The organism is Brevibacterium linens ATCC 9172 (assembly GCF_900169165.1).
Lineage (GTDB): Bacteria > Actinomycetota > Actinomycetes > Actinomycetales > Brevibacteriaceae > Brevibacterium > Brevibacterium linens.
The window spans coordinates 1-26,872 of record NZ_FXYY01000019.1; the positions used below are offsets into that span (position 1 = coordinate 1).

The window sequence follows — 26,872 nt, forward strand, 5'->3', positions numbered from 1 at the left end:
AGACCTTCGCGAGTGGGTTAAGGCGTGGAACGAGGACCCGCAACCATTCGTGTGGACGAAAACCGCGGAAGAGATACTGGAATCTCTCTCACGACTAATGCAACGAACTACCGGCGCAGGACACTAGTGTGACTGTCGAGATCGTTCCGGCAGCACACGGTTTCCGCGGTCTCTGCCGAGGAATTCGCCCGTTCCACCGGGGGGCCGCTGCAGGCAGACATCAAGGGAGATGAGAATTGACCGCGACCAACCTGGCACCGACGAAGAAGGGCTTCCCTGCCGGCTTCACCGAGGAGAAGCTCGACGAGACCCGCATCCGCCTCGACACTCGTCGGACCGGCTTCTCGCTCGAGGCACCGTTCTACACGGACCCGAACCTGTTCAACCTCGACATGCAGGCCATCTTCGGTCAGCATTGGGTCTTCGCGTGCAGCGTCGCCGAGATCCCCGAGCCGGGTGACTATGTCACGCTCGACTACGGTCCGTACTCCCTCATCGTCCTGCGAGGCGACGACGGCGGCCTCAACGTCCTCCACAACGTCTGCCGGCACCGCGGGGCACGAGTCCTCACCGATCCGCAGGGAACGACGGGCAACCTCGTCTGCGGCTACCACTCGTGGACGTACTCTCCCGAGGGCGACCTCATCCACGCCTCGGCGCCGGGCGAGATGACGTTCGACAAGTCCTGCTACGCGCTCAAGCGCGCGCACGGCAAGATCGCCGCCGGGCTCGTGTTCATCTGCCTGGCCGAGGAACCGCCGACGGACTTCCACGAGACCGCGAAGATCTTCGAACCCTATATCGGCCCGCACGAGCTGGGGAAGACGAAGGTCGCCTTTCAGCAGAACATCGTCGAAGAGGGCAACTGGAAGCTCGTGATGGAGAACAACCGCGAGTGCTACCACTGCGACGGCCACCCGGAGCTCGCGTGCTCGCTGTTCCCGACCTGGGGGCTGACCGACGAGACGATCCCGCCGCACCTCGAAGACGTCTGGGACCGCAACCAGCAGGCGCAGGCCTCCCTCGAATACCGCTGCCGCCGCTACGGCCTGCCCTATGAGGTCGTCGAAGAGCTCGACACGCGCGTCGGCGGGATCCGCATCTCCCGCGAATCGCTCGACGGGGCGGGGGAGTCCTTCTCCGCAGACGGGCGTCGGCTGTCGAAGAAGCTGCTCGGCGACCTGCCCGACTTCCGGCTCGGACGGTGCTCGATGCACCTGCAGCCGAACTCCTGGTTCCACCTCCTCGGCGATCATGTCATCACCTTCGCGGCGTTCCCGATCAGTGCCTCCAAAACGCTCGTGCGCACCACCTGGCTCGTCGCCGATGACGCCGTCGAAGGCGTCGACTACGACCTTGAGACCCTGACGCACACGTGGAAGCAGACGAACCTGCAGGACAAGGCTTTCGTCGAACTCTGCCAGCAGGGAGCGGCGAGCCCGTTCTACGAGCAGGGCCCGTACATGAAGAGCGAATACCAGGTCGAGGCCTTCATCAACTGGTACGTCACTCGGATGCGGGAGCACATCGGATGAGGTCCTCCGCTGTGCCGGCGACACCGCTCGCCCAGCGGGTTCGGGGCCTGGAGATGCCGTGGAACCGGGTGCTGTCGAGTACCGCGGGCCCGGCCGGGGCCGCCACCGCGCTGGGCCCCTGGCACCCGCAGGAGTTCACCGCCGAATGTGTGGAGACCATCCCCGAGGCGGGTGGCATGATGGTCTTCGTCTTCCGTCGCATGGACGGTGCGCCCCTGGCGTTCCGCTCCGGGCAGTACATCAACATCGACTTCCCCGTCGACGGTCCGGGCGCCGAACCGGCCTCCCGCAGCTATTCGATCTCGTCGGCTCCGACCGAACCGTGGACGTTCTCGATCACGATCAAATGCGACGAGAAGGGTCGGGTGTCTCCGTGGGCACACGAGAACATCCGACCCGGAACGACCCTCGACATGCTCGGCCCTGTCGGGGCCTTCCACTTGGCCGACTATGACCGTCGGGCGCGGTTCCTGCTGCTCGCGGCCGGGGCCGGGATCACCCCGCTGATGTCGATGATCCGGACCGTCCATGCCCTGCCCGGGCAGGCCGACGTCGTCCTCCTCTACCACGGTTCGGCCCCCGACTCCTTCGCCTTCTCCGATGAACTCGACTTCCTCGCCAAGGCGGACTTCAGGATCAAGGTCATTTACTGCCTCGGCGATCGCGAGTGCGGTGAGGAGTGGACGGGGCGAACGGGTCGGCTGTCGCAGGAGCTGCTCGAGGAGCTCGTCCCCGATGCCAACGGTCGGCAGGTCTTCGCCTGCGGCCCGGAGGGCTACCTCAATTCCGCGACCGAACTGCTGCGCAGCGTCGGTGTCGACGACACCTCGGTGTTCATGGAGTTCTTCTCCGGCGACCGCGAGATCCGCGCCGAATACGCCGAAGAAGTCGCCATCGCCGGCGAGATCGCCGAGGAGATCGCGGCGACGATCGAGGAGTACTTCGAGTCTCAGCCCGCCGCTCTGGATCTGTACGAACCCGAGTACGACGCCGATGGTCCCGTCGAGGCCGTCGGCGTACCGACCGAAGCGGTCGACGCAGAGGCGGTCGTGCCCGTCGAGGACGAGGTCGAGATCGAGGTCGTCGGCGTCACCGACGACAACCTCGCCGAGGCGGGTCCCGAGTCCGCGTCCGACGCTGGGTCTGCGGGTTCGGCCGGGAGCGGGACGGCCGCCTCGGCGACGGGATCGTCCGACGATGACGAAACGGAGGTCGTCGACCCGGCCGCACTGCCTACTGTGGGTGAGGGTGAGCACACGATGTCGTTCGTGCGCACCGGCCTCAACGTCTGCGTCGGGGAGGACGAAACGGTCCTGCTGGCCGCGCGGAAGGCGGGGGTGAAAATCCCCGCGAACTGTCAGGAGGGCATGTGCGGATCCTGCAAGGTCGTCAAGCTCGACGGGGACGTCGAGATGAATCATCTGGGCGGAATCCGCGCCCGCGAGATCGACGCTGGCAAGTTCCTGCCGTGCTGCTCGACGGCGAAGACCGACCTCGTCATCGACGCCTGAATCACGAGCACCTGTCGGACATCGGCTGCGACATCAGCCTCTACCACCGTCAACAACAAGGAGTACTCAGTGCCGAAGACATCACCACGAGTCGTCATCATCGGAGCCGGCATCGTCGGCGCCAACCTCGCCGACGAACTCGCGCAGCTGGGCTGGACCAACACCCTCGTCATCGAACAGGGCCCGCTGACCATCCCGGGCGGCTCGACCTCCCACGCCCCGGGACTCGTCTTCTCCTCGAACGGGTCGAAGTCGATGACCGAGTTCGCGCAGTACACGATCGAGAAACTCACCTCGCTCAAGGACGCCGACGGGCGCGGATCGTTCCTGCCCGTCGGAGGCCTCGAGATCGCCACCACCGAGGATCGGCTGCAGGACCTGCACCGTCGAGCCGGATGGAACCGCTCCTACGGCGTCGAAGCCGACGTCATCGACGCCGAAGAGTGCGCGAAGCTCTTCCCCATGCTCAACCGGGACATGGTCCATGGCGGACTGCTCACCCCGGGTGACGGGCTTGCATTGGCGGCGAAGGGAACTCAGCTCGTCATCGACCGTGCCCGTGCCGCTGGAGTCGAATTCCGCGACCGGACCACCGTGACCGACATCGAGACGACAGGCGGGCGGGTCAGCGCTGTGATCTGCGGCGATGACCGGATACCGGCCGATATCGTCGTCTCCTGCGCCGGGTTCTGGGGACCGAAGATCGGTGAGATGGTCGGCACCCCGATTCCGCTGCTGCCGCTGGGCCACCAGTTCGCCTGGACCACCGAGGTGCCCTCTTTGGTGGGTGCGAACGAACTGCCCGCCGGGGCGAAGCGCCCCATCCTGCGCTACCAGGACAAGGACCTGTACTACCGCGAATGGGGTGAGCGGATCGGCATCGGCTCCTACGCCCACCGCCCGATGCCCGTCGACCTCGACACCCTGCAGACCTACTCGCCGGACGAGATCACGAGCGAACGGATGCCCTCGAGCCTCGAGTTCACCCCGGACGACTTCGCCCCCGAGTGGGAGGCGACGAAGACTCTGCTGCCCGAACTCGCACAGACGCAGATCCAGCGCGGGTTCAACGGAATCTTCTCGTTCACCCCGGACGGCGGGTCGCTGGTCGGACAGTCCCGTCAGGTCGACGGATTCTTCGTCGCCGAGGCGGTGTGGGTGACCCATGGCGCCGGTATCGCCCGCGCCGTGGCTGAGCTCATCGCCGAAGGCCGGTCGAAGACCGACCTGTCCGGCATCGATCTCAACCGGTTCGAGGACGTGCAGACGACTCCGGACTACGTCAGCGAGACCTCGCAGCAGAACTTCGTCGAGATCTACGACATCATCCACCCGCTGCAGCCGCGAGTCTCCCCGCGTGACCTGCGGTCGAGCCCGTTCCGGCGGCAACAGGAGGAACTCGGTGCGTTCTTCCTCGAAACCTCCGGCTGGGAGCGTCCGCACTGGTTCGACGCGAACGCCGCACTGCTGTCGGAGATGCCGCCCGAGTGGGCGGCACCGGAACGCGACGCCTGGGCGGATCAGTTCCACTCGCCTATCGCGGCGGCCGAAGCGTGGAAGACCCGCACCTCGGTGGCGATGTTCGACATGACCCAGCTCAAACGCTTCGAGGTCACCGGCCCCGGTGCCGGCGAGCTGCTGCACGGGATGACCACCTCGTCGATGCTGCGCAAGCCCGGAGCGGTCAGCTATACGCTGCTGCTCGATGAGGCCGGAGGCATCACGAGCGACATCACGGTCGCGATCCTCGATGAGGAGACCTACCAGGTGGGAGCGAACTCGAACATCGACCTCGCGGCCATCTCGCGGGCGGCCAAGCATCAGTCGGCCGCCGACCCGTCGAAGTGGGGCACCGTGCGCGAGACGACTCCGGGCACCTGCTGTATTGGTCTCTGGGGCCCGCTGGCCCGGGATGTCATCGCCAAGGTCACCGATGAGGACTTCAGCGACGCCGGACTCAAATACTTCCGTACGAAGCCCGCGGTGCTCGGGGGAGTGCCGGTCACGGCGATGCGCCTGTCCTACGTCGGCGAACTCGGCTGGGAGATCTACACCTCGGCGGATCTTGGGTCGCGACTGTGGGACGTGCTGTGGGAAGCCGGTGAGGAATTCGGCATCATCGCCGGAGGCCGCGAAGCCTTCAACTCAATGCGGCTGGAGAAGGGGTTCAGGTCCTTCGGCACAGATATGACCAGCGAACACGAACCGGTTCAGGCCGGACTCGGATTCGCCGTGAAAGCCTCGAAGACCGACGACTTCACCGGCAAGGCCGCGCTGGAGTCGAGGGCGGCGGAGGCGACGACGAAGCTGACCTGTCTGACCCTCGATGTGCCCTCTGACGTCGTGCTCGGCAAAGAGCCGGTGTACGTGGTCGGCGGCTCGGGTGGCGCGGAGGACGGGGCCGCCTCGGCGAAGTCGGACGGATCGGTCGGTTCGGGTGTCGCGGACGGCTACGTCACCTCGGCGGCGTATGGATACTCCATCGGGAAGTCGATCGCCTACGCCTGGCTGCCGAACACTCTGTCGGTCGGTGACGCCGTGGAGATCGAATACCTCGGGCGACGACTGCCGGCCACAGTCACCGCCGAGCCGCTCTTCGACCCGGAGATGACGCGCCTCAAGGGATGAGGTCGGGGGCGGTGAGTCCCTGCCGAAGTTCATCGAAAAACGCATGGAGCGTCGAGAAACGGGTGTGCGCGCCCGTTTCTCGACGCTCCGCCCGTTTTTCGGCGGCTGGGCCTGTGGTGGAGTGGAGAAGGCCGACACGAAAGTTCCATATGGTGGATTTTCTTTGACCAACTGATGGGACCGGGAAAGTATGTGAGGACAGTGCTCGTTCCGCAGAGCCCGGTACCCGAAGGAGTGTCCATGTCCTCACCTGCGATCATCGGCTGGTCCCACGGCAAGTTCGGCCGGTCCGAATCACCGCTGCCCCAGATGATGGCCGACGTCGCCCGCGACGCCATCGCCGAGGCGGGACTGGAACCCGCCGACATCGACGTCATCCACGTCGGCGTCTTCAACAACGGACTCTCCCGCCAAGGCTTCGAAGCCGCCCTGCCGGGCACCGTGTTCCCCGAACTCGCCCGCACACCCGCCCACCGGCACGAGAACGCCTGCGCCACGGGATCTGCCGCGATCTTCGCCGCCCACGACTCCATCGCCGCCGGCCGCCACAAGACAGCCCTGGTCATCGGTGCCGAACGCATGACTCAGTCCTCCGGCCACGACGTCAATGAGGTGCTGCTCAGCGCCAGCTTCCGGGAAGAGGAAGAGCACTTCAAATCCTTCGCCGGAGTCTTCGGCGAGATCACCCGCCAGTACTTCGCCCGCTATGGCGACCACTCGGAGACACTGGCGAGGATCGCCGCGAAGAACCACGCGAACGGATGGCAGAATCCGCTGGCGCATATGCAGAAGGACCTCGGCTTCGACTTCTGCAACACCGTGAGCGAGAAGAACCCGTACGTCGCCGAACCCCTGCGCCGCACCGACTGCTCGATGGTCTCCGACGGAGCCGCGGCGCTGGTCCTGGCCGCCGAGGATGTCGCCGCCTCCGCGCCGCAGGCCGTGACGTGGAGGGGCATGGGCAACGCCAACGACGTCCTGCCGCTGTCCCAGCGCGACCCGCTCGAGATGGCAGGCGCCCGCGCGGCCATGGACCAGGCGCTCACGGCCGCCGGCATCGGCATCGACGACCTCGACTTCCTCGAGACCCACGACTGCTTCACCATCGCCGAACTCCTCGAATACGAAGCCTTCGGCCTCGCCGCCCCCGGTCAGGGCCACACCCTGCTCGACGAGGGCGCCACCGAGGTCGGCGGCCGCCTGCCCGTCAACCCCTCCGGCGGGCTCAAGGCCAAGGGCCACCCCATCGGCGCGACCGGTGTGTCCATGCACGCCCTGGCCGCCGCTCAGCTGACCGGTCGGTCGCCCGGCATCCAGATCGAGTCCCCGGAACTCGCCGGAGTCTTCAACATGGGCGGTGCCGCCGTGTCGAACTTCGCCTCGATCCTCGAGCGCGTCCGCTGATGCGCGCCGTCTCCCAGACCTCCCCGGCCAAGGACTTCACTCCTACACCTCGGCGCGGGGTCAACGTCTCCCACTTCCTCACCCAGACCGCCCGGCGTCTGCCCGACCGCCTCGCCGTCGTCGACGACGATCACGGGCAGCGGTGGACCTGGGCCGAACTCGACGCCCGCGCCGAGGCGCTCGCCGCCGCCCTCCAAGCCGGTGGCGTGGATCGTCGCGACACCGTCCTCCTCGTCTCGGCCAACCACGCCGAGGTGATCCAGTCGTTCTGGGGGATTCTGCGCTCCGGCGGGGTGATCGCCCCACCGAACGCAGCCCTGTCGACCGAGGAGCTGCTCGGCATCAGCGCCGAGGTGGCCCCTGCGGCCGTCATCGCCGACCGCGCCCACTCCGACTTCGTCACGGCACTGAAGGACACGGGCTTCACCGGCCCCGTCCTCTGGATCGGAGAACTGCCTACCGGCGGCACCTCGCCGAGCGCACGACTTGACGTCGACAGCATCCTTTACGAAGAGTCGTCTCGGCGTGAAGGTGTGCTCTCGGCGGAGGTGAGTGATGCCGAAGCCGTCGACTCGGCAGTCGACGAGGACGACCCCTGCTGGTACTTCTTCACCTCCGGGTCGACCGGCCGACCCAAGGCCGCGACGTTCACGCACCGCCACCTCGGCGCGGTGCTCATGAACCACCGCTGCGACCTCTTTCCCAACGAGGACGAGACGGGAGCCTCCCTTGTGCTCGCGCCGCTGTCGCACGGGGCGGGCATCCACATGCTCGGACAGGTCTTCGGCGGCACCCCGTCGGTCATCCACCCCGGTGGCAAGCCCAGCGTGGAGTCCCTGTGGCCGGCCATCGATGCCTACGGGATCACGAACGCCTTCACCGTCCCGACCATCCTCAACCGCATCGTCGCCGGCTTTCCCGACGGCCGCGGACCCGAGGACCACACCCTCGAGCGCGTGATCTACGCCGGTGCCCCGATGCTCGCGACCGACCAGGCCCGGGCGCTCGAGCGGCTCGGACCCTGCCTCGTCCAGTACTTCGGCCTCGCCGAGGTGACCGGTGCGATCACGATCCTCCGGCCCGAGGACCACGGAGTCATCCCCGTCGACGACGCCGGCATCGGCACCTGCGGCCGCGCCCGCACCGGAGTCGAGATCGCCATCGTCGACGAGACCGGCACGCAGCTGCCCGCCGGTGTCCAGGGCGAGGTCTGCGTGGCCGGACCGACCGTGTGCGCCGGCTACCTCGGTCGCCCCGATGCCAACGCCGAATCCTTCGCCGGCGGACTCTTCCACACCGGCGACGTCGGCTACCTCGACGACCGCGGATACCTGTTCCTCACCGGCCGCAAATCCGATATGTACATCTCCGGCGGATCGAACGTCTACCCCCGCGAGATCGAGGAACTCCTCCTCACCGACACCGAGGTGGCCCAGGCCGTCGTCGTCGGCGTGCCCGATGCGCAGTGGGGCGAGATCGGCGTGGCCGTCATCGAACGCGCGACGGTGCCGGCAGGTGCCGATGCTGGTCACGGCGGCGACCGGGCCGGTGCCGCGAATACGAGCAGCGTCGCCGACTTGTCCGAGCGGCTGACCGCGCTGTGCAAATCGGGGCTCGCCGCGTACAAGGTGCCCAAGGAGATTCACATCGTCGAGCAGATGCCGGTGACGGCCTACGGCAAACTCGCGCGCAAGGAACTCAAGGCCGAATACTCACAGGGACGGGGCAGCGCACGATGAGCACAACAGACACGGCAGCCGTGTCAGGGCCGGCAGGTAGGTTAGTCGGCACGACGATCATGGCCATCGGCTGCGGCACTCCGGACGGGGAGGTGAACAACGGCTTCGCTGCGGCTATCGGATTCCTTCGCGAGGGGGCGAAGGTCTGCATCGTCGACCGTGACCCAGGTGCGCTTGACGAAGCGACCCGGGCCCTCGCCGAGGCGGCCGCCCGGGCCGACTCGAACGGTGCGGTCACGGCCGGGCGGGGCCACCTCGGTGGGGCCGCTTTCGATGCCCAGGTTGATCTCGACGCTCAACTGACCACGGTCGTCGCCGATGTCGGCGACGAGGACTCGCTGGCGGCGGCGTTCGCCCATTGCGCCGACCGTCTCGGCGGGCCGACCGTGCTCCATTACAACGTCGGAATCGTCGTCAACGGAGGAGTCGACGACCTCGCCACCGACGGCTTCCGCCGTGTCCTCGACATCAACCTCACCGGGGCGTTCTCGGCGATCAAGCATGCCCTGCCGCATATGCGCACGGCCGGGCACGGGTCGATCATCACGGTGTCCTCGGTCGGCGGGATGCGGTATATGGGCTATGACTATCCGGCGTATGCGGCCTCGAAGGCCGGGCTCATCGAGCTGACGAAGGTCGTCGGCGCGCAGTATGCCTCCGAAGGCATCCGCGCGAACTCGATCGCCCCGGGCCTCATCGAGACCCCGCTCATCCACCGCTCGATCTCGGGCCACTACGACTCGGTCGAGGAGATGCTCGCCGCCCGTCACGCCCAATCCCCGACCGGGACGATGGGCCGACCCGAGGACGTCGCCGACCTCGCGGTGTTCCTCGCATCACGCGAATCGACCTACATCAACTCCACGCTCATCCCCGTCGACGGGGGACTGACCCACTACGCGGGGATGCCGAAACGATGACGCTCACGGACGTGTGCACGGTTCGGGCCGACTCGGTGACGGAGAACCCGGCGAACACGGCGGGGAACTCGAGTGTGAATGGAACGGCCGCCTCGGCGAGGGAATCCACCGTCACCGCGGTCGGGGCCTGACCCCGCCGAACTCAACGACAGTGAGATAACGGAAATCAAGGAGGCAATGGTGCCGAGAACACGGACGACGAGGACGATGCTCGTCTGGTCCGCCGTACTGATGGTGTGCGCCCTGCTGCTGGCGGGGTGCGGAACGAACTTCGGCACCACCGACGACGGCAAGCAGCGCTACCGCTGGAAGATGACGGTGACGACGGGCTCGACGAGCACGTGGTACCTCGCGGCACAGAAGCTGGCGAAGGACCTCGAGGACGAGACCGACGGCCGGATCACGATGAAGATCTTCACGAGCGAACGACTCTCCGCCGGCGAACCCACCGCCGGGGTCGAACAGCTCATGGACGGTGCGAAGGACTTCTCCTACAACTCGCCGATCATCTACGCCGGCGTCGACCCGCGCTTCGGCGCCGTCACCGCGCCCTTCGTCTTCGACTCCGTCGAGGACGGACAGGAGGCGCTCGCCGGTGCCGGCGGGCAGGTGTACAAGGACTACCTCGCCGAACGCGGAGTCCACCTGCTCGGCTTCGGCGAATCCGGGATGCGGCAGCTGACGAACACGCACCGGCCCATCCACACCCCCGAGGACATGCGGGGCATGAAGTTCCGCATTCCCGGCTTCGGCATGTACACCGACCTCTACCGGCAGATCGGCGCGAACCCGACGACGATGCCCTTCAGCGAGGTCTTCACCGCGCTGCAACAGGGTGCCATCGATGGGCAGGAGAACCCGATCGACGTCATCTACTCGGCGAACCTGCAGGAGGTCCAGCCGTACCTGACGCTGTGGAACTACTCCTACGACCCGCTCATCCTCGGCGTCAACAAGGATCTCTTCGACTCCCTGACGCCCGAGGATCAGAAGCTCGTGACCCGACTGGCCGGTGATGCGAACGCGTTCCAGATCAAAAAGAACCGGGACGGTGAGTCCGAGCTCATCGACAAACTCAAGGAATCCGGTATGGAGGTCAACGAACTCAGCGACGAGGAGAAGGACGCCTTCCGCGCGAAGCTGGGTCCGATCTACAGCGAATACCGCAAGGTCTGGGGACCGGACATGGCCCAGGCGTTCATCCCGAAAGGACTGTGAGATGAGAGTCATCAGATTCTTCGAGGACTGGGTCATCATCGCCTCGTTCATGATGATTGTGATCGTCACCTTCGTCAACGTCCTCTCCCGCTACATCTTCAAGGCCTCGCTGGCCTTCTCGGAGGAGATCACCATCAACCTCCTCGTCGTGCTCACGATGATGGGAGCCGTCGTCGGGATCCGCCTCGGCGCGCATCTCGGGTTCACCTACCTCGTCGAGAATGCGAAGGCAGGGACCCGCCGCGGACTGCTCTTCACCGGCACCGGACTCATCGTCGTCTTCCTCGCCGTCCTCCTCATCTGGGGTGGGGAGATGACGATCGCGCAGGGTCTGCGCGGCCGGGCGACCCCGTCGCTGGGCATCCCGCAGTGGCTGTTCACCCTGTCCATCCCGTTGGCCGGTCTGCTCGGAATCATCCGCAGCATCCAGGCCCTGCGGACGGCTCTGGGTGAGGACACCTCCGCCGAGGCGGTCGTCGACAGGCTCGCCGGTGAGGCGACCCCGACCGTCGACTCGTCCGAATTCTCGTCAGATGTCAAGGGAGGTCGGAAATGATCGCGCTTCTGCTCTTCGGCAGCTTCTTCCTCTTCCTCGGCCTCGGGATCCCCGTCGCCTTCGCCCTCGGCCTGTCCGCCGTCGTCACGCTCGTGACCACCGACGGCTTCCAGGTCCTCGACGTCGTGCCCTCGGTGATGTTCCCGTCGATGAGTTCGGGCACGCTGCTGGCGATCCCGTTCTTCATCCTCGCCGGCATCGTCATGCAGTACACGGGCATCTCACAGCGGCTCGTCGACCTCGCGTTCCTCATCTTCGGACGTCTGCGCCACGGCCTGGCCGCGGTGACGATCATCTCCGCGTTCTTCTTCTCCGCGATCTCCGGATCGGGGCCGGCCACCGTGGCCGCGATCGGTGCGATCCTCATCCCCGCGCTCGTGCGTCACGGATACCAGAAGAAGCATGCGGTCTCCCTCGTCGCGGCCTCCGGGTCGATGGGCATCGTCGTGCCCCCGTCGATCGCGTTCATCATCTTCGCCGTCGTCGTCGCCGAGTTCGGCAAGATCTCGATCTCCCGGCTGTTCATCGCCGGCATCGTGCCCGGCATCATCATGGCGCTCGCATTCTTCATCGCCGCACTGTTCGTCCCGCGGGTGCGTGAGCTCGCCGGTCTGCCGGTGAGGGCCACGACCGGCGCCGAGGCGGGGGCCGGGTCGACGTCGACTGCGGCGGGTTCTGATTCCGCCGGCAACGGCGGTTCGGGTGCGTCTGTGGCAGGCGATTCTGCGGCAGCGGGGAAGACTCAGCTGCTGACGACGAACGGGAAGGCCGCCTCGGCGAGTTCCGGATCCACCGGATCGGGCGTCGGAACCGTCGATCCGACGGTCACGGACCATCACGACGGCGGGTTCGGCGAGTTCATGTCCGCGCTGGTCAAGGCCATTCCCGGGCTGCTCATCCCGGTGATCATCCTCGGCGGGATCTACGGCGGAATCTTCACCCCCACCGAGGCGGGAGCCGTCGCATCCGTGTACGCGCTCGTCGTCGGGGTGTTCGTCTACCGGGAGCTGAGCTGGAAGGACATGCCGAAGGTGTTCCTCGAGTCCGGGGTCTCGACCGCGGTCATCATGTTCATCGTCGGCGTGGCCAGCCTCTTCTCCTATGTCATCACCGTCGAGGGGGTGGCCGACCGGATCTCGACGGCGGTGCTGGGAGTGACGGACAACAAGTACCTCATCCTCGCGGCGATCACGATCATTTTGCTCATCGTCGGGGCCTTCGTCGACGCGATCAGCGCGTTCTACCTGTTCGTCCCGATCCTCGTGCCGATCCTCATCGGCGTGGGCGTGGACATGACGACGATCGGTGTGTTCATGACCGTCAACCTCGCCATCGGTCTGTTCACCCCGCCGGTCGGGCTCAACCTGTATGTGGGCGCGGGCATCGGGAAGATCAGACTCGAGGAGGTCGCGCGCGGAATCATGCCGTTCCTCATCTGCGCGATCATCGCTCTGCTGCTCATCACCTACATCCCGGCGATCTCGAACTGGCTGCCCGACCTGCTCGGGGTCGGGTAGTTCGGGCTGCCTGCTGTCGGGGTCGGTGCCTGCGGGAGTCGGCCTCGGCTGGTGGGCCCGGCCATTCGGTCGGGCCGGGAATCTCACGTCTCACTCACCTCTGTCGAAGGAGAATCATGGAACCGTATCTGCTCACGAACAAGACGGCCCTGGTCACCGGTGCCGCGCAGGGCATCGGCCTGGCCATCGCCACCGCACTGGCCAGGCGGGGCGCCTCGGTCGGGATCGTCGACCTCAAGGGTGCGGAGGAGGCCGCGGCCGGGCTGGCTTCGGAGTACCCGGATCAGCGATTCGCGGCGTTCTCACTCGATGTCCGCGACGCCGACGAGGTGACGGCCGCGGTGGGGTCGTTCGTGTCGACCTTCGGGGGTCTCGATATCCTCGTCAACAATGCGGGCACGGCCGCGCGCATCGGCATCGATGAGATCACCGTCGAACAGTGGCAGCGTGATATCGAGACCAACCTCGGTGGGACGTTCAACTTCATCAAGGCCGCCGTCCACCCGCACATGTGGGAGGCCGGGAGCGGGTCGATCATCAACATCTCGTCGATCTCGGGCATCAACGGGGGAGCGGTCTCCGACGGGGAGGCCGGTGCCCGCTCGGGTCCGGCGTATGCGGCGAGCAAGGGCGGGATCATCGCCCTGACGAAATGGGTGGCCAAGGAGTACGGACGCCGGGGCATCCGCTGCAATTCGGTGGCGCCGGGACCGGTCGAATCCGCGCTCACCGTCGGGCAGACCTATGACACCTCGGGTCAGGCGCTCGACCGCATGGGTCAGCCGGATGAGATCGCCGAGGCGGTCGCCTACCTCGCCACCGACGGTGCTGCATTCACGACGGGACAGATCCTGCGCGTCGACGGAGGGGCCGTGATGTCGTGAGTCGCTGACATTGTCGGTCGCTGGAGCGGTCGGTCGCGAGCAGACGATCCCCGCAGCATTCTCAGGATGGTGCGGGGATCGTTGCGTCGGCGGATCTGTCCGGTTGGGCGACGTGCGCGGTCAGTCGGTGCGGCGGACGAAGAGTTCGAAGGTCACCGCCACCGGGTTGGCTCCGGATTCGAGGGTGCCGAAGCTGACCTCTCCGGCGACGTCGACGACTTCGCCGGAGAGGGTGATCTGTGGAGTTGTGTTCTGCGCTCCGGTCACGGCGCCGCTCAGATGGGTGAACTCGACAGCCGGCCACGGGGCGGTGCCATCGGCGAACACGGCTCCGGTCGTACTGCCGAGACTCGCGACCACCTCGGCGGAGTCGAAGCCGGCGGTCCGGCAGACGGCGAGGACCGCCTCGTCGAGGATCTCACCGGGACGGATCCGGGAGACGACGGCATCGGGGAAGGCCGAGTCTTCGACCGCCTCGCCGAGGGGGCGCACCGATTCCGTCGGGCATCTGTCGGCAGGGATCGGCGCGAACGCGGAGAACCCGGTCTCGGGATCGACGTCGCTGATCAGTCGCGCGTCGTCGAGGGCGAAGAGTCGGATGGTCAGCCCTGACGGCCCTGCCAGCGTGCCCGGCAGCAGATGTCCGCCTCTGGCTTCGTTGTCGGGACCGGTCCACGATGCGTGGACGTGGCTGAACGGAGAGCCGTCACGGACGCCGATGGTGGCCGATGCATGACGCAGTCGGGTGGGGACATCGACGCTGAATGCCTCGGTGAAGGACATCGGGTGCTCTGCGTCGGGACCGTAGGCGGGGTGGACGTAGTCGATGTGTCCGAAGTCCCCGGACACGAACTCTGCCATGATGCCGGGAACGGCGAAATCGGTCAGCGACTGCTCGAGGGCGCTGAACAGGTCCGCGCCCTCCGGCAGTTCGAGGAGGTGCTCAGTGCAGCGGGTCGGGACGGAGACGATGCGGGGACTCTGTCGCTGTCCCGCGTGGATGACCGTCGTTCCCGGCGCTTTGAGTGGGAAGGTCGGCTGCGGCAGGTCTGTCGTCTCGGCTCCATTGCTCATGGCTCGATTATCGTCGGCGGCCAGCGTCGATGTCGCCGAGAATCCATGTCGTGGAACGTGAACTCAGGCGTTCGAGGTTACGGCGGCGGCCGCCTCGGCGCGGGTTCGTCTCTTCTTCTCAGCGAGGTGGCCGATCACGGCTGCGGCGGCGATCATGACGGCGACGAGGGCGATGCCGATCCACTGATTGAGCATGAGCGTGGCGGCACCGGCCAGAGCGCCGATGAGGATGAGGACGACGGCCAGTGCCCGGCGGATCCAGCGGACATTGTCACCGCCGGCCAGGCTCGAGTCGGCGGCGAGGCCGACGATCGTCGAGGTCACGACCACGGTGGTGACGTCGGCGATCTTCATCTTCCGTGCGGCCGCGGCCTGCGCACCCATGAGCGCGGACAGGGCCGAGGTGAAGATCGTGCCGGCCAGCCCGATCTCGGGGTCGGGAACGACCGCGACGTAGACGGACAATGCGGCACAGCCGACGGCGACGGCCGAGAAGATCACGGTCGTCCGATGGTGCCAATTCTCGCCGATGTCGCCGAGGACGCGCCCGGACAGTGCCGCGCCGATCATGAAGAACACGAGTGCGAGGGCGGGACGGAGGACGGGGACGCCGTCGGCGCCGGCCAGACCCATGCCGAGGATGACGACGTTGCCGGTCATGTTCCCGGTGAAGACCTTGTCGAAGCCGAGGTAGCCGATCGCGTCGACCATCCCGGTCGAGAAGGTCAGCAGCAGCAGCATGGCCAGGTCGAGGCGACGAGTCATGAGGGTCCTTTCGGGGCGAGTGGAGCCGGCGGCAGTGCCGGAATGTCGCCATAAGGTGTAGTTTGTATACAAAACTGTAATCAGGTGACTGGTGGCATGCAATCGAGAGGCAGTTCGGGATTGTCCGGGTATCGTCGGTATCGACCGCTCGAGGCTTGCCTGCCGAATGATGACCAGCTGACCACTGCCGAAGGACTTCGCCCATGACTTTTACCCCGCCGCCGGCATTCACCACGCGGCCCACCCTCGAAGGCCACTTCGGGATGGCGGCATCGACGCACTGGTTGGCCACAGCAACATCGCAGGCGGTGCTCGAGCGCGGCGGGAACGCCTTCGACGCCGCCGTCGCCGGAGCCTTCGTCCTTCATGTCGTCGAACCCCACCTCAACGGGCCCGGCGGTGACATGACCGGAATCTTCGCCACCGCCGCAGAGCCTGCCCACCCGCAGGTGATGATGGGCCAAGGACCGGCTCCGGCCGCGGCGACGATCGAGCACTACCGCAGCGAGGGCCTCGATATGGTCCCGGGTTCCGGGGCTCTCGCCGCCGCCGTTCCCGGAGCCGTCGACTCGTGGCTCAACCTGCTCGAACACCACGGGACGTGGGACCTCGCCGACGTCCTCGACTTCGCCATCGACTACGCCGACAACGGGCACCCGATCCTCGCTTCCGCTGCCGGGGCGATCGCCAAGGTCAGCGAACTCTTCACCGAACACTGGCAGAGCTCCGCGGCGCAGTGGATGCCCGACAGCCGTGCTCCCGAGGCCGGCGAGCTGGTGTTCAACCACGCCTACGCCGAGGTGCTGCGCAGACTCATCGTCGCCGGCAACGGCCTCGGCTCGCGAGAGGAGCGGATCAGCGCAGCCCGACAGGAGTGGACGTCCGGGTTCGTCGCGCAGGCGATCGCCGACTTCATCTCCACCGCACACCGGCACTCGACCGGAGGCGACCACGCCGGGGTGATGACGCTGGAGGACATTGCGGGCTTCTCTGCCGGCTTCGAAGATCCCGTCACCATCGACTTCCGCGGGTATGAGATCGCGAAGATCGGTGCCTGGGGTCAGGGTCCGGCGCTTCTGCAGACGCTGAAGATCCTCGAAGGGTTCAACGATGAGCGCCTCGACCCGTCGACCGAAAGCGGAGCGCACACGATCCTCGAAGCGCTCAAGCTGGCCATGGCTGACCGTGACACGTACTACGGCGATGCCGACGTCGACCTCGACTGGCTGCTCAGCGAGGACTATGCGGCGGACCGGCGAGAACTCATCACCGAGGGGGCCTCCGGCGAATTCCGGCCCGGTTCCGGCCGGGACGGCTCCGCTCCCGCCTTCGCCACTCCGCTCATTCCCGAAGGCGCGGACAAGGAAGCACTCATCAAGGCGGGCATCGGGGAGCCGACCGTGCAGAAGAACGGCGTCAACAACGGCGACACCTGCCACCTCGACGTCGTCGACCGGTGGGGCAATATGATCTCGGCGACGCCGTCCGGAGGGTGGCTGCAATCCTCGCCGACCGTCCCCGGGCTCGGATTCTGCCTCGGCACCCGGCTGCAGATGATGTGGCTCGACGAGGCGGCCCCCTCGGCTCTGCGGCCGGGGAAGAGGCCGCGCACGACACTGACGCCGACGCTGATCTCGAAGGACGGGCAGCCGGTCCTCGCCCTCGGCTCCCCCGGCGGTGATCAGCAGGAACAGTGGCAGCTGCTGCTCATCCTGCGCATGCTCGTCGGCGGGTACGACGCGCAGGAGGCCATCGATGCCCCCGCTCTGCACACGACATCGTTGGCGGGGTCGTTCTGGCCGCGCACCTGGGTTCCGGGCGGAGCGGTCGTCGAGGACCGCCTCGGCGAGGATGTCATCAACGGACTCATTGCCCGCGGTCACGACGTGACCAGGGCGGGGGAGTGGGAGCTCGGGCGGCTGTCGTGCGTGACCGGGGATCCGGCGACCGGGCGGCTGAGCGCCGGAGCGAATCCGCGTGGGGCGCAGGGTTATGCAGCGGGCCGGTGACCATGGCTGATGCACACGATGGGCAGCACGATGTCGCCGCGCAGATCCGCACCGACATCATCAAGGGCAGGCTCGAACCCGGGGCCAAGCTGCGGGAGGTCGCCCTGGCCGAACGATACGAGGTCTCGCGGATTCCGATCCGGGAGGCGCTGCGTGCGCTCGAGGCCGACGGGCTCGTCGAGTCGCGGAAGTACAGTGGTTCGGTCGTCGCGCCCTCGCCGGCCGACGATGCCGAGGACCTGTTCGAGATCCGCATCGTGCTCGAATCGGCGACGGCGAAACGCGCTGCCCGCCGGGCGGCCGGGCTCAGTGCCAGCGGCGAGCACGATGTGCGGTGGTCGGAGATCCGCGCAGAGATCAATGAGATCCTCGAGGCCGGTGACGCCGTCATCGATCAGGAGCGATTTGAGGATCTCGCGGTGCTGAACATGCGATTCCATTTCGCGATCGCTGAGCTCAGTGGGAGTCTGTCGTTCGTCAGCCTGCTGCGTCAGATCTCGGGCAAGATCGAGTGGCTGTACTCGCTCAACCTCATGCGCCGGGGGCCGCAGGCGTGGCCGGAGCATCGCGAGATCATCGCCGCCATCGACGCTGGACAGGTCGACCGGGCCGCCGAGGCCATGGCCCGGCACGTGCGCCGCAGCCGCGGTTCCTACTTCGCCACGATGTTCGATCCTTCCCGCTAGAACTACCCGACGGCGGCTGAGCAACCTGGCGCCAGGTTGCTCAGCCGCCGTCACGTAGTAATCAGGCGAGGAGGCGGTCGAGTTTGTTGTAGCCCTCGACGATGCCGTGCTCCATGCCCGAGGCGACCATACCGTCGCGGGATTCGACCGAGTCGAAGATCGAGGTCGACGTCAGCCTGGTCCGTCCGTCGCCGAGGTCGGTGAGCGTGAGGATCTCGAGGTTGACCGCGTCCGGAAAACCTTCGAAGGTGAAGGTCTGGACGATGCGCTCGTTCTCCCGTACCTCGTGGAACGAACCGAAGAACGCGTACTCGCCGCGATCATCGGTCGAGACGTAGCTCCAGTTCCCGCCCGTTCTCGGATTCCATTCGCGGATCGTGTTCGTGATCGAGTCCGGACCGCACCACTTGACGAAGAGCTCGGGATCGATGTGGGCCCGGAACACCTTGTCCGGCGTGGCGGCGAAGTCGCGGGTGATCGACACGGTCTGCACACCCTCGGGGACGTCGAGCTTGAGAGTCGAATAATCGGCTGCGGTGTCTGTGGTGGCCATGTCATGCTCCTTTGCGTGATTTTCTGTGGGGTGAGTTGTCATCGGACCCCTTCGCCGAGGCGGCGCTCGGGTCCGAACCGTCCGTTGCCTCGTCCGCGTTCATCGCTTCGAGGACGGTGTCGAGGCGCTGGTAGCGTTCCTCTGCCTGCTGCTTGTATCTTTCGATCCATTTCGTCATCAGATCGAACACATTGTCTTCGAGGTGGACCGGTCTGCGTTGGGCGTCACGGGTGCGGGAGACCAGTCCGGAGTCCTCGAGCACCTTGAGATGTTTCGATACGGCCTGCACGCTCACCTCATAGGGTTCGGCGAGTTCGTTCACCGTCGCATCGGCGACGCTGAGCCTGGCCACCATGTCCCGTCTCGTCGGATCGGCCAGGGCGGCGAAGACCTTGGACAATTGATCGGCCACGTGAGCCTCCCGTGCAACGCTGTCGAAACTGATATTCAACCTTTCGGTTGATTAGAAGCGTAGACCTGGCTGCGCATGGTAGTCAACTGTTTGGTTGAATAAAGTTCGGATGGCTCGTCCGCTTTGCTTCAGGACTACCCGACGGCGGCTGAGCAACCTCGCGCCAGGTTGCTCAGCCGCCGTCGGGTAGCAAATGCGGGGAGGGAGTCGCGAGCAGCATGATCCGCACAAACCGCAGGTCTGCGGGCCCAACCGCCCCTGCCCACGATTTCACCTTGTCGACGCCGCCGGAGCTGCGAACCTGAAGTGCAGTCGAAGCGACGAGGTATACCGAACCGACAATGATGTCAGGAGTTGACCATGCCCACACTGCGACAGCAGCTGTTCCGGATCAAACCGGTTCTGCGGCAGAAGGAAGACGTCGAGACCGACCTCAAGCGCACCATCGGGCTGTTCTCGCTGACGATGGTCGGCGTCGGCTCGACCATCGGCACCGGCATCTTCTTCATCCTCTCCGAGTCCGTTCCGGTGGCTGGACCGGCAGTGATCTGGTCATTCGTCATCGCCGGTGTCGTCGCCGGGCTCGCGGTCATCTGCTACGCCGAGCTCGCCGGCTCCGTCCCTGTGTCCGGGTCCTCCTATTCCTATGCGTATGCGACCCTCGGGGAGCTGCCGGCGATGGGTGTGGCCGCCTGCCTCCTCCTCGAATACGGCGTCGCGGGAGCTGCCGTCGCGGTCGGCTGGTCGCAGTACGTCAACCAGCTGCTGTTCAACCTCTTCGGCTTCGAGATTCCGCACGCCCTGGCCTACGCGCCCGAGGAAGGCGGCATCGTCAACCTCCCGGCGATCCTGCTGCTCGCGATGTGCTGCTTCCTGCTGGTCCGCGGCACCGGCGAGTCCATCGTCGTCAACGCGATCATGGTCTGCCTCAAGGTCGGCGTCCTCATCTTCTTCGTCTGCGTCGGCATCACCGGCTGGGACTCGAACAACTTCGCTGACTTCGCGCCCTTCGGCATCTCCGGAGTCGTCGCCGGATCGGGCCTGATCTTCTTCAGCTACGTCGGCATGGACGCCGTCGCCACCGCCGGCGATGAGACGAAGAACCCGAAGAAGACGATGCCCAGAGCCCTCATCGCCGCACTCATCATCGTCACCTCCGTCTACGTCCTCGTCGCCGTCGCCGCCCTGTCCGCCCAGCCGTGGGAGGAATTCGACGGTCAGACCGCCGGCCTGTCGGCCATTCTCGAGAACATCGTCGGCTCGCAGTGGCCCGGCACGATCGTCGCCGCCGGTGCGGTGATCTCGATCTTCTCCGTCACCCTGGTCTCCATCTACGGCCAGTCCCGAATCCTGTTCACGATGGCCGGCGACGGCATGATGCCCAAGCTCTTCCGCGACGTCAATCCCCGCACGCTCACCCCGGTCAAGGGCACGATCGTCGTCACCGTCGTCATCGCAGTCCTCGCCGGCTTCATCCCGCTGAACTTCCTCGCCGAGATGACTTCGATCGGCACCCTCGTCGCCTTCGTCGTCGTGTCCCTGGCCGTGATCATCCTCCGCGTGCGCGAACCCAACCTCGAACGCGGCTTCAAGGTCCCGTTCTATCCCATCCTGCCGGTGCTCTCGATCATCGGCTGCTTCTGGATCATCTCGAGCCTGCAGGTCATCACGATCGTCGTCTTCGTCATCTGGACCGCCTTTATCCTGGGCTTGTACTTCATCTTCGGCCGTAAGTCCTCCGTCCTCGGCAGACAGCTCGCCGAGGCGGGGCTCACCAATCCTGATTCCGCTGGAACGGACTCCACAGGAGGATCCAAATGAGCATTGTCGTCGGTCTTGCCCCAGGTCAGGACAACAGCGCTGCCATCGAGCTCGGGATCGTTCTCGCCCGGACCTATCGGCGCCGGATCGTCGCGACCGCTGTCGATTCCGCCGCGTTCCCGATAGCACCGGTGCACTTCGAGAGCCAGTATGAGAAGAGATTCCGCACCGTCGCCGAGGCGGCCCTCGACGAAGCGCGTGCGCTCATTCCCAGCGATATCGAGTCCGAATGCGTCCTCCACTCTGCTCAGTCGTCGCGGCGCGGTCTGCTCGAGATGTGTGAGAAGACCGATGCCTATCGACTTGTCGTCGGCCCGTCGGCAGAGGGGAAGTCGGGCAAGATCGCGCTCGGGTCGGTGTCGAACGGTCTGCTGCACAGTGCACGGCTGCCGGTGGCCCTGGCTCCGGCCGGGTTCCAGGCGCCTGCAGGGGCGCGGCTGGAGCGGATCACGGCCGCGTATTCGGGGTCGTCCACCTCGGCGGATCTCATTCTCGGTGCGGCGATGGTCTCGGCGGAGTCGGACGTGGCCTTCCGCATTGCCTCGTTCGCACCGCGTTCGCGCGTGGTCGCCTCGGCGAACGTGCCCTTCGATATGGAGTCGCGCGTCATCGACGAGTGGACGAAGACCGTCCAGCGCGACACGGACAAGATCCTGTGTTTGATCGAGCAGCTGCACATCAAACCTGGTGAGACGGACGTCGTCGTGGGAACGGGCGCCGATTGGGCCGCGGCTCTCGGGGCTGTCGAGTGGAAGCATCCGGAAGTGATGATGCTCGGATCCTCCGGGCTGGGTGCGCTCAAGCGAGTGTCTCTGGGCAGCCACGCGATGCGGATTCTGCAGAACTCTCCGGTGCCGATCGTCGTCGTGCCCCGCCGTGCGAAGGCCGATTACATCCGCCAGCAGGCCGTGTGACGGTCGAACTCGGTGGGCGCTTCGACGCCCGCGGGTGTCCAATGCTTGAGCAATTCCAAATCAACGCTGGCAGTCTCGCTAGCCTGTCGGCAGCTCACAACGTTGTGGCCTGGAGCTAGTAGAGAGGATCCGTATGGAACTGCTGCGACTGGGACCGATCGGGCACGAGATTCCGGCAGTCCGTCACGAGGGAGTCTGCTTCGAGCTGCGTCCACTGTTCGATGACATCGACCCGAACTTCTTCGCCGCCGACGGCATCGGACGCGTCCGAAGCGCGCTCGACGCTGGGGAACTCAATCCGCTCGATGGTGCTGAAGAGATGCGCATCGGCGCTCCGCTGACCAGACCTTCTGCCATCGTGTGCGTGGGCATGAACTATGCCGCGCATGCTCGTGAAGCCGGAGCCGAACCTCCCGAGCGGCCCGTCATCTTCTTCAAGATGCCCTCGACCATCGCCGGGCCCAACGACCCGCTCGAACTGCCGCCGGATGCGACGAAAGCCGATTGGGAGGTCGAACTCGGGGTGGTCATCGGATCACGGGCCTTCAGGGTCGCCTCGGTGGAGGAAGGACTCAATCACGTCGCCGGGTACGTGCTCGGCAACGATCTGTCCGAACGCCGGCTGCAGCTCGAGGAGTCCGGGGGTCAGTGGTCGAAGGGGAAGAATCTGCCCGGGTTCACACCGCTCGGCCCGTGGATCCGCCCCGCCGCCGAGGTGGACCCCGGTGACCTGCGGCTGCGCAGCTGGGTGAACGGCGAAGCTCGCCAGGATTCGTCGACGAGTGACCTCATCTTCTCCGTCGGCGAGATCATCTTCCAGCTCAGTCAGGCGATGGCCTTCGAGCCGGGAGACGTAATCCTCACCGGCACCCCGCAGGGAGTCGCGCTGTCGGGCAAATACCCGTATCTGGCCGACGGGGACGTCGTCGAACTCGAGCTCGAGGGGTTGGGCCGGCACCGCCAGGTCGTGACCGTCACGGAGTGAATGCACGAAGCGACGCACCGATGCTTGGTGCGCCGCTTGTGTTTGCGGATCGGCGCCTCAACGATGACGCCGGATCAGGTGAGGGCTGAGATCAGCGGTTCTCGTCGAAGCCGCCCTGCTGCTGATTGCCGAAGTCGTTCTGACCGCTGTCGTCGTTGCCTGCGAAATCGTTCGATTCCATGTTCAACTGCTCATTCGGTGACGATCATCGCTGTCTGCGACTCGTCTGCCAGTCTTCGGCACCCGCAGTTCGACTGACGACGGAATTGGAGAAAAGTTGCAAAAAGTTCGCTCAAGTCACAATTGCTGTTCAGCCGGACCGAGCACACGAGGGCCAGTGCTCTGATGTCTTCGCGACGCGGGATGAAGAGGTCGTTTGTGCCGGGACCCTCAGTACTCCCAGTCCTCCGGAAGATCGTCCCAGTACGTGTCCCGGTTTGCGATGATGCGCCGCCGCCTGCGCGAGATGAGATAGCGCGGATCGCCGAGGATAACCTCGACGTCGGAGAGCTCGTGGCCGGCGGCATGCAGCATCTTCTCGGCAGTCGGCTTCGGTGAACTCGAGACGCCGAGGTGGCGCTGGAGTTTTCCGATTGTCACGTCGCCTTCGCTGCTCCACTGGGCGGAGAAGAGATTATTGGTTTTTCCGACGATCCAGAACAGTGCCGCGAGCAGAGTGCGGTCGGCGAGGCGGCGGCGGAAGACTGTGGGATCGCCTCGTCCGATCTCCGCCAAGAATCGCAGCGCGGATGTCGCGAGCTCCGGCTCTCCGAACACCTCGTCCGCGATTCGACGGATCTCCGGGACAAACGAGTTGAGGCGGTCGACAACGTCGTCGGCCACGCCCGCAGTGTCGAGGCCTTCGCCGGGCAGCGGCTCATCGGTCAGTGCTTGCAGAGCCTCGATGCCGCCGACCGCTTCGGCTCCGCTGCCGATGAAGATCTCGGCCAGCATCGAAGCCTGATCGCCGAAGAACGATCCCCCACCAAACTCATCACCGAGATCTGACACAGGCTCCGACAGAGGCAGAGTGTCGTCATCGACTCCGGTGAGCAGGCGCGCGAAGAGGGCACTCGTGCTTTCGGGCCGGTCGCCGCGTACTTGAGCCGTGTATTCCTCCCGGTTGTCATCGATCGCGTTAAGAGCGTTCTCCGTGAAGACAGGATCGACTCCGCTGCGATCGTTGGCATAGCGGACGAGCGCTGCCAGGGCGGTGGGCATGAGGAGCAGATCGTCTGCGGGTGACATCACCTTGCGCGGGTAGAGGTCGCACATGAGGCGTTCGACGAAAGTGCCCGACCATCTCAGCGGATCGTTGTTGCCGTAGTTGCACTGGAACTCGAAGAGCAGATGGGCATGACCGATCTCCTCCTCGGTCAGGCTTTCGGCGAAGGGCGAGGCGCGGAAGTCCGCGACGAGTTCCTCGATCTCTTCCGGCTCCCACGTTCTGATCTCGTAGCCGGTGCCGCCTTCGGGAAGCTTCCGCAGCATCCATTCGAGCAGCGGCCGAGTGCCCGGCCAGCTTTCGGTCTCGATCGGCGGGAACATGTGCGTGCTCATCTCGAACGCCTCACTCAGCCTGGCACCGGCATCGGCGAGGCTGAGCGTGACCTCGTCGACGGGCAGTTCGAGCTCTGTTCGGCTGAACTCGACGATATTCGACAGGGGGCCGTCGGCGAGGTAAGCATCTTCGAGATACGGTGAGCCGCTGCGGTCCACTCCCACTGCCAGAGTCACCGATCGGCCGGCTGTGGAGATCTCGAGCAGGATCGTCTCCTCGATCTTCACCGGCGAGATGAGTGCGGCCGCACGGAAGGGTTTGATCTCCTCGGCGCGACGGATCCATTCCGGCAGGCGCTTGGTGCTCGGGGTGGGAAGCATCTTCGCGATGCGACGGCCGAAAAGCTCATCGTCAAGCATCTGGGCCCAGATCCTCACCAGCGGCTCGGTCTCCTTCGGTGTGGCCTCGAGCATCTGCAGAGCGAGTTCGCGAATCGGTGGAATTTCCGTCGGGTCCGCGCCGTCTGCGTCGGTGTCATCGAGATCGGAGTCGTCGAAGGAGGCCACCATGCTGCTCGCAATGTCGAGCAGCATCAGCGGGCTCTCGCTGCGGGTGGCATTGTCGAGCAGGTCGAGAAGCTCGGGCTCGTCAGCGTGCGAGGGATCGAATGGACCGGGAGGCGGAGTCATGGGCTCTACGCTACCGGGGACCGGCTCTGGTCGACAGCGGCCTGGCCCGGCTGCCAACTATGTACTGACCTGGCCGACAGCGACGGGATCATTGAGCGGCCTGCGATGCCACTCATTCGAGATTCCCGGATGCGGATATCCGGGAATGTGGCCCCTGTACCTGGCACCATGGGAGAACCGACCCACGCACAACTAGGAGCATCGTCATGAGCACGCACCGACTTCCCCTTTCCGGTGTGCGAGTCCTCGAACTCGGCAATTACATCGCCGCACCCACCGCCGGGCGGATGCTCGCGGACTTCGGCGCCGAGGTGATCAAGGTCGAACGCCCCGACACCGGCGACGAACTGCGCAACTGGCGGCTCAAGGCCGGGACCACCTCGATGCTCTACCGCACGATCAACCGGAATAAGAAGTCCGTCGTGCTCGACCTGCGCAGCGACGAGGGCCGCGAGGCCGTGCTCGAACTCGTCCGCCGCAGCGACATCCTGCTCGAGAACTTCCGCCCCGGCACCCTCGAGAAGTGGGGGCTCGGGCCCGATGTGCTCGAAGCCGCCAACCCCGACCTCGTATTCGTGCGGATCTCCGCGTTCGGCCAGACCGGCCCGATGTCGTCCCGGCCCGGATTCGCCGCCGTCGCCGAAGGATATTCCGGCTTCCGCGAACTCGTCGGCGACCCGGACCGCCCACCGGTGCGCGTGGGCATCTCGATCGGGGATTCGATCGCCGGAATGCAGGCGGCGTTCGGCGCCGTGATGATGCTCTTCGACCGACAGCGACAGAAGATCGCCGGAGCCGCCGAGGCGGTCGTCGGATCCGCGCACGGCTTCGAAGGCAAGGGTCCGCTGTCGGAGCGGACCGTCGACGTCGCGCTGAATGAGGCGATGTTCTCCGTGATGGAATCCCTCGTCCCCGACTACTCCGCATTCGGCGAGGTCCGCACCCGCACCGGCGGACGGATGGAAGGCATCGCGCCCTCGAACGGCTACCTCTGCGCCGGTGGGAAATCCGTGGTCATCGCAGGAAACGGGGACGGAATCTTCGGCCGACTGATGACGGCCATCGAGCGTCCCGACCTCGCCGAGGATGCCGACCTGCAGACGAATGCCGGCCGTTGGCAGCGGCGCGACGAACTCGACGAAGCCATCGGCGCATGGTGCGCGCAGCGCTCGGTCGAGGACGTCGTCAAGTCTCTGGAGGAAGTGGGCGTTCCGGCTGGGCCCATCTACACGGCCGAAGACCTCGTCGCCGATGAGCAGCTCGCCGCCCGCGGCATGATCCAGAACCTCGACGTGTCCACCGGCGAGGAGGTCCTGGAGGACGTCGCGTTCCCGGGAATCACTCCGGTCATCGGAGGAGAATCGGTCCCCATCGATCACCTCGGGCCTGACCTCGGCGAGCACACCGACGAAGTGCTGTCGTGGTTGGGGCTGGCACCGGAGCAGAATGCAGCCCCGGAGCCAGACCAGGACGGCGGCGAGGACTGAACGCCACGACCGTGCCACGGCTGTCTCCGACGACCTCTTCCCGCGGCGACACCCCAGGTCTATT

General features: G+C 65.9%; 22 protein-coding genes. 17 read left to right on the forward strand and 5 right to left on the reverse strand.

Annotated features, from left to right (window positions below; translation table 11 throughout):
• Positions 1 to 314: 314 nt before the first annotated feature.
• The 11 genes from BLIN9172_RS13315 to BLIN9172_RS13360 all read left to right on the forward strand — a co-directional run bounded on the left by BLIN9172_RS13315 (position 315) and on the right by BLIN9172_RS13360 (position 13,912).
• Positions 315 to 1,535, forward strand: coding sequence for an aromatic ring-hydroxylating oxygenase subunit alpha (locus BLIN9172_RS13315; protein WP_240812156.1), 1,221 nt, complete (start codon positions 315 to 317; stop codon positions 1,533 to 1,535).
• Positions 1,532 to 3,046, forward strand: coding sequence for a flavin reductase family protein (locus tag BLIN9172_RS13320; RefSeq protein WP_101555492.1), 1,515 nt, complete (start codon positions 1,532 to 1,534; stop codon positions 3,044 to 3,046). Before BLIN9172_RS13315 ends, BLIN9172_RS13320 begins: the two co-directional genes overlap by 4 nt.
• A gap of 69 nt (positions 3,047 to 3,115) precedes the next feature.
• Positions 3,116 to 5,674, forward strand: a complete 2,559-nt coding sequence (locus tag BLIN9172_RS13325) for a GcvT family protein (protein WP_101555493.1) — start codon at positions 3,116 to 3,118, stop codon at positions 5,672 to 5,674.
• A 240-nt stretch (positions 5,675 to 5,914) separates the two neighbouring features.
• Positions 5,915 to 7,078 carry a thiolase domain-containing protein gene (locus BLIN9172_RS13330; protein ID WP_101555494.1) on the forward strand — a complete coding sequence of 388 codons (1,164 nt, stop codon included), beginning with the start codon at positions 5,915 to 5,917 and terminating at the stop codon, positions 7,076 to 7,078.
• Positions 7,078 to 8,817: an AMP-binding protein gene (locus BLIN9172_RS13335; RefSeq protein ID WP_101555495.1), complete on the forward strand. Its 1,740-nt coding sequence runs from the start codon at positions 7,078 to 7,080 to the stop codon at positions 8,815 to 8,817. The genes BLIN9172_RS13330 and BLIN9172_RS13335 overlap by 1 nt, the downstream gene beginning before the upstream one ends.
• Positions 8,814 to 9,737 carry an SDR family NAD(P)-dependent oxidoreductase gene (locus tag BLIN9172_RS13340; protein WP_205751060.1) on the forward strand — a complete coding sequence of 308 codons (924 nt, stop codon included), beginning with the start codon at positions 8,814 to 8,816 and terminating at the stop codon, positions 9,735 to 9,737. The genes BLIN9172_RS13335 and BLIN9172_RS13340 overlap by 4 nt, the downstream gene beginning before the upstream one ends.
• Positions 9,734 to 9,868 carry a hypothetical protein gene (locus BLIN9172_RS18615; protein ID WP_257904173.1) on the forward strand — a complete coding sequence of 45 codons (135 nt, stop codon included), beginning with the start codon at positions 9,734 to 9,736 and terminating at the stop codon, positions 9,866 to 9,868. Before BLIN9172_RS13340 ends, BLIN9172_RS18615 begins: the two co-directional genes overlap by 4 nt.
• A gap of 46 nt (positions 9,869 to 9,914) precedes the next feature.
• Entirely contained in the window at positions 9,915 to 10,955 is a 1,041-nt protein-coding gene (locus BLIN9172_RS13345) for a DctP family TRAP transporter solute-binding subunit (protein WP_240812154.1), read from the forward strand.
• Position 10,956: 1 nt separating this feature from the next.
• A complete protein-coding gene (locus BLIN9172_RS13350) occupies positions 10,957 to 11,511 on the forward strand; it encodes a TRAP transporter small permease (protein ID WP_101555498.1) in 555 nt (184 codons plus the stop codon).
• Entirely contained in the window at positions 11,508 to 13,028 is a 1,521-nt protein-coding gene (locus BLIN9172_RS13355) for a TRAP transporter large permease (protein WP_101555499.1), read from the forward strand. Before BLIN9172_RS13350 ends, BLIN9172_RS13355 begins: the two co-directional genes overlap by 4 nt.
• Positions 13,029 to 13,144: 116 nt before the next feature.
• Complete coding sequence (locus tag BLIN9172_RS13360) at positions 13,145 to 13,912, forward strand: SDR family NAD(P)-dependent oxidoreductase (protein WP_101555500.1); 768 nt, start codon at positions 13,145 to 13,147, stop codon at positions 13,910 to 13,912.
• Between the two features lie 120 nt (positions 13,913 to 14,032).
• Here the strand turns inward: BLIN9172_RS13360 and BLIN9172_RS13365 are convergent, their stop codons facing one another.
• Together BLIN9172_RS13365 and BLIN9172_RS13370 are read right to left on the reverse strand one after the other, a co-directional pair.
• Positions 14,033 to 14,986 (reverse strand): PCC domain-containing protein, encoded by a 954-nt coding sequence (locus BLIN9172_RS13365; protein WP_101555501.1) that lies wholly within the window; start codon positions 14,984 to 14,986, stop codon positions 14,033 to 14,035.
• 63 nt (positions 14,987 to 15,049) lie between these two features.
• Positions 15,050 to 15,751, reverse strand: coding sequence for a YoaK family protein (locus BLIN9172_RS13370; protein ID WP_101555502.1), 702 nt, complete (start codon positions 15,749 to 15,751; stop codon positions 15,050 to 15,052).
• Positions 15,752 to 15,954: 203 nt separating this feature from the next.
• Between BLIN9172_RS13370 and BLIN9172_RS13375 the strand changes: the two genes are divergently transcribed.
• Both BLIN9172_RS13375 and BLIN9172_RS13380 read left to right on the forward strand, forming a co-directional pair.
• Positions 15,955 to 17,760, forward strand: coding sequence for a gamma-glutamyltransferase family protein (locus BLIN9172_RS13375; RefSeq protein ID WP_101555503.1), 1,806 nt, complete (start codon positions 15,955 to 15,957; stop codon positions 17,758 to 17,760).
• Between the two features lie 2 nt (positions 17,761 to 17,762).
• Entirely contained in the window at positions 17,763 to 18,446 is a 684-nt protein-coding gene (locus BLIN9172_RS13380; protein WP_101555504.1) for a GntR family transcriptional regulator, read from the forward strand.
• 61 nt (positions 18,447 to 18,507) lie between these two features.
• Here BLIN9172_RS13380 and BLIN9172_RS13385 read toward each other — a convergent pair whose 3' ends face one another.
• Positions 18,508 to 18,999, reverse strand: coding sequence for an SRPBCC family protein (locus BLIN9172_RS13385; protein ID WP_101555505.1), 492 nt, complete (start codon positions 18,997 to 18,999; stop codon positions 18,508 to 18,510).
• Between the two features lies 1 nt (position 19,000).
• On the reverse strand, positions 19,001 to 19,411 hold the full coding sequence (locus tag BLIN9172_RS13390; protein WP_240812153.1) for an ArsR/SmtB family transcription factor: 411 nt from the start codon (positions 19,409 to 19,411) through the stop codon (positions 19,001 to 19,003).
• Positions 19,412 to 19,771: 360 nt separating this feature from the next.
• On the opposite strand from BLIN9172_RS13390, the gene BLIN9172_RS13395 reads away from it, so the two are divergent.
• The 3 genes from BLIN9172_RS13395 to BLIN9172_RS13405 all read left to right on the forward strand — a co-directional run bounded on the left by BLIN9172_RS13395 (position 19,772) and on the right by BLIN9172_RS13405 (position 23,131).
• Positions 19,772 to 21,232, forward strand: coding sequence for an APC family permease (locus BLIN9172_RS13395; protein WP_101555506.1), 1,461 nt, complete (start codon positions 19,772 to 19,774; stop codon positions 21,230 to 21,232).
• Complete coding sequence (locus BLIN9172_RS13400) at positions 21,229 to 22,146, forward strand: universal stress protein (RefSeq protein ID WP_101555507.1); 918 nt, start codon at positions 21,229 to 21,231, stop codon at positions 22,144 to 22,146. Before BLIN9172_RS13395 ends, BLIN9172_RS13400 begins: the two co-directional genes overlap by 4 nt.
• A gap of 133 nt (positions 22,147 to 22,279) precedes the next feature.
• Positions 22,280 to 23,131 carry a fumarylacetoacetate hydrolase family protein gene (locus BLIN9172_RS13405; protein ID WP_101555508.1) on the forward strand — a complete coding sequence of 284 codons (852 nt, stop codon included), beginning with the start codon at positions 22,280 to 22,282 and terminating at the stop codon, positions 23,129 to 23,131.
• A 390-nt stretch (positions 23,132 to 23,521) separates the two neighbouring features.
• On the opposite strand, the gene BLIN9172_RS13410 is transcribed toward BLIN9172_RS13405, so the two are convergent.
• Complete coding sequence (locus BLIN9172_RS13410; RefSeq protein ID WP_101555509.1) at positions 23,522 to 25,321, reverse strand: hypothetical protein; 1,800 nt, start codon at positions 25,319 to 25,321, stop codon at positions 23,522 to 23,524.
• Positions 25,322 to 25,527: 206 nt separating this feature from the next.
• On the opposite strand from BLIN9172_RS13410, the gene BLIN9172_RS13415 reads away from it, so the two are divergent.
• Complete coding sequence (locus BLIN9172_RS13415; protein WP_101555510.1) at positions 25,528 to 26,808, forward strand: CaiB/BaiF CoA transferase family protein; 1,281 nt, start codon at positions 25,528 to 25,530, stop codon at positions 26,806 to 26,808.
• Positions 26,809 to 26,872: the final 64 nt, after the last annotated feature.

Coding starts and splice junctions, on each gene's coding strand:
- BLIN9172_RS13320 (WP_101555492.1), top strand. CDS start 1,532: ATGAGGTCCTCCGCTGTGCCGGCGACACCGCTCGCCCAGCGGGTTCGG.
- BLIN9172_RS13330 (WP_101555494.1), top strand. CDS start 5,915: ATGTCCTCACCTGCGATCATCGGCTGGTCCCACGGCAAGTTCGGCCGG.
- BLIN9172_RS13335 (WP_101555495.1), top strand. CDS start 7,078: ATGCGCGCCGTCTCCCAGACCTCCCCGGCCAAGGACTTCACTCCTACA.
- BLIN9172_RS13340 (WP_205751060.1), top strand. CDS start 8,814: ATGAGCACAACAGACACGGCAGCCGTGTCAGGGCCGGCAGGTAGGTTA.
- BLIN9172_RS18615 (WP_257904173.1), top strand. CDS start 9,734: ATGACGCTCACGGACGTGTGCACGGTTCGGGCCGACTCGGTGACGGAG.
- BLIN9172_RS13345 (WP_240812154.1), top strand. CDS start 9,915: ATGGTGCCGAGAACACGGACGACGAGGACGATGCTCGTCTGGTCCGCC.
- BLIN9172_RS13350 (WP_101555498.1), top strand. CDS start 10,957: ATGAGAGTCATCAGATTCTTCGAGGACTGGGTCATCATCGCCTCGTTC.
- BLIN9172_RS13355 (WP_101555499.1), top strand. CDS start 11,508: ATGATCGCGCTTCTGCTCTTCGGCAGCTTCTTCCTCTTCCTCGGCCTC.
- BLIN9172_RS13360 (WP_101555500.1), top strand. CDS start 13,145: ATGGAACCGTATCTGCTCACGAACAAGACGGCCCTGGTCACCGGTGCC.
- BLIN9172_RS13365 (WP_101555501.1), bottom strand. CDS start 14,986: ATGAGCAATGGAGCCGAGACGACAGACCTGCCGCAGCCGACCTTCCCA.
- BLIN9172_RS13370 (WP_101555502.1), bottom strand. CDS start 15,751: ATGACTCGTCGCCTCGACCTGGCCATGCTGCTGCTGCTGACCTTCTCG.
- BLIN9172_RS13375 (WP_101555503.1), top strand. CDS start 15,955: ATGACTTTTACCCCGCCGCCGGCATTCACCACGCGGCCCACCCTCGAA.
- BLIN9172_RS13380 (WP_101555504.1), top strand. CDS start 17,763: ATGGCTGATGCACACGATGGGCAGCACGATGTCGCCGCGCAGATCCGC.
- BLIN9172_RS13385 (WP_101555505.1), bottom strand. CDS start 18,999: ATGGCCACCACAGACACCGCAGCCGATTATTCGACTCTCAAGCTCGAC.
- BLIN9172_RS13395 (WP_101555506.1), top strand. CDS start 19,772: ATGCCCACACTGCGACAGCAGCTGTTCCGGATCAAACCGGTTCTGCGG.
- BLIN9172_RS13400 (WP_101555507.1), top strand. CDS start 21,229: ATGAGCATTGTCGTCGGTCTTGCCCCAGGTCAGGACAACAGCGCTGCC.
- BLIN9172_RS13405 (WP_101555508.1), top strand. CDS start 22,280: ATGGAACTGCTGCGACTGGGACCGATCGGGCACGAGATTCCGGCAGTC.
- BLIN9172_RS13410 (WP_101555509.1), bottom strand. CDS start 25,321: ATGACTCCGCCTCCCGGTCCATTCGATCCCTCGCACGCTGACGAGCCC.
- BLIN9172_RS13415 (WP_101555510.1), top strand. CDS start 25,528: ATGAGCACGCACCGACTTCCCCTTTCCGGTGTGCGAGTCCTCGAACTC.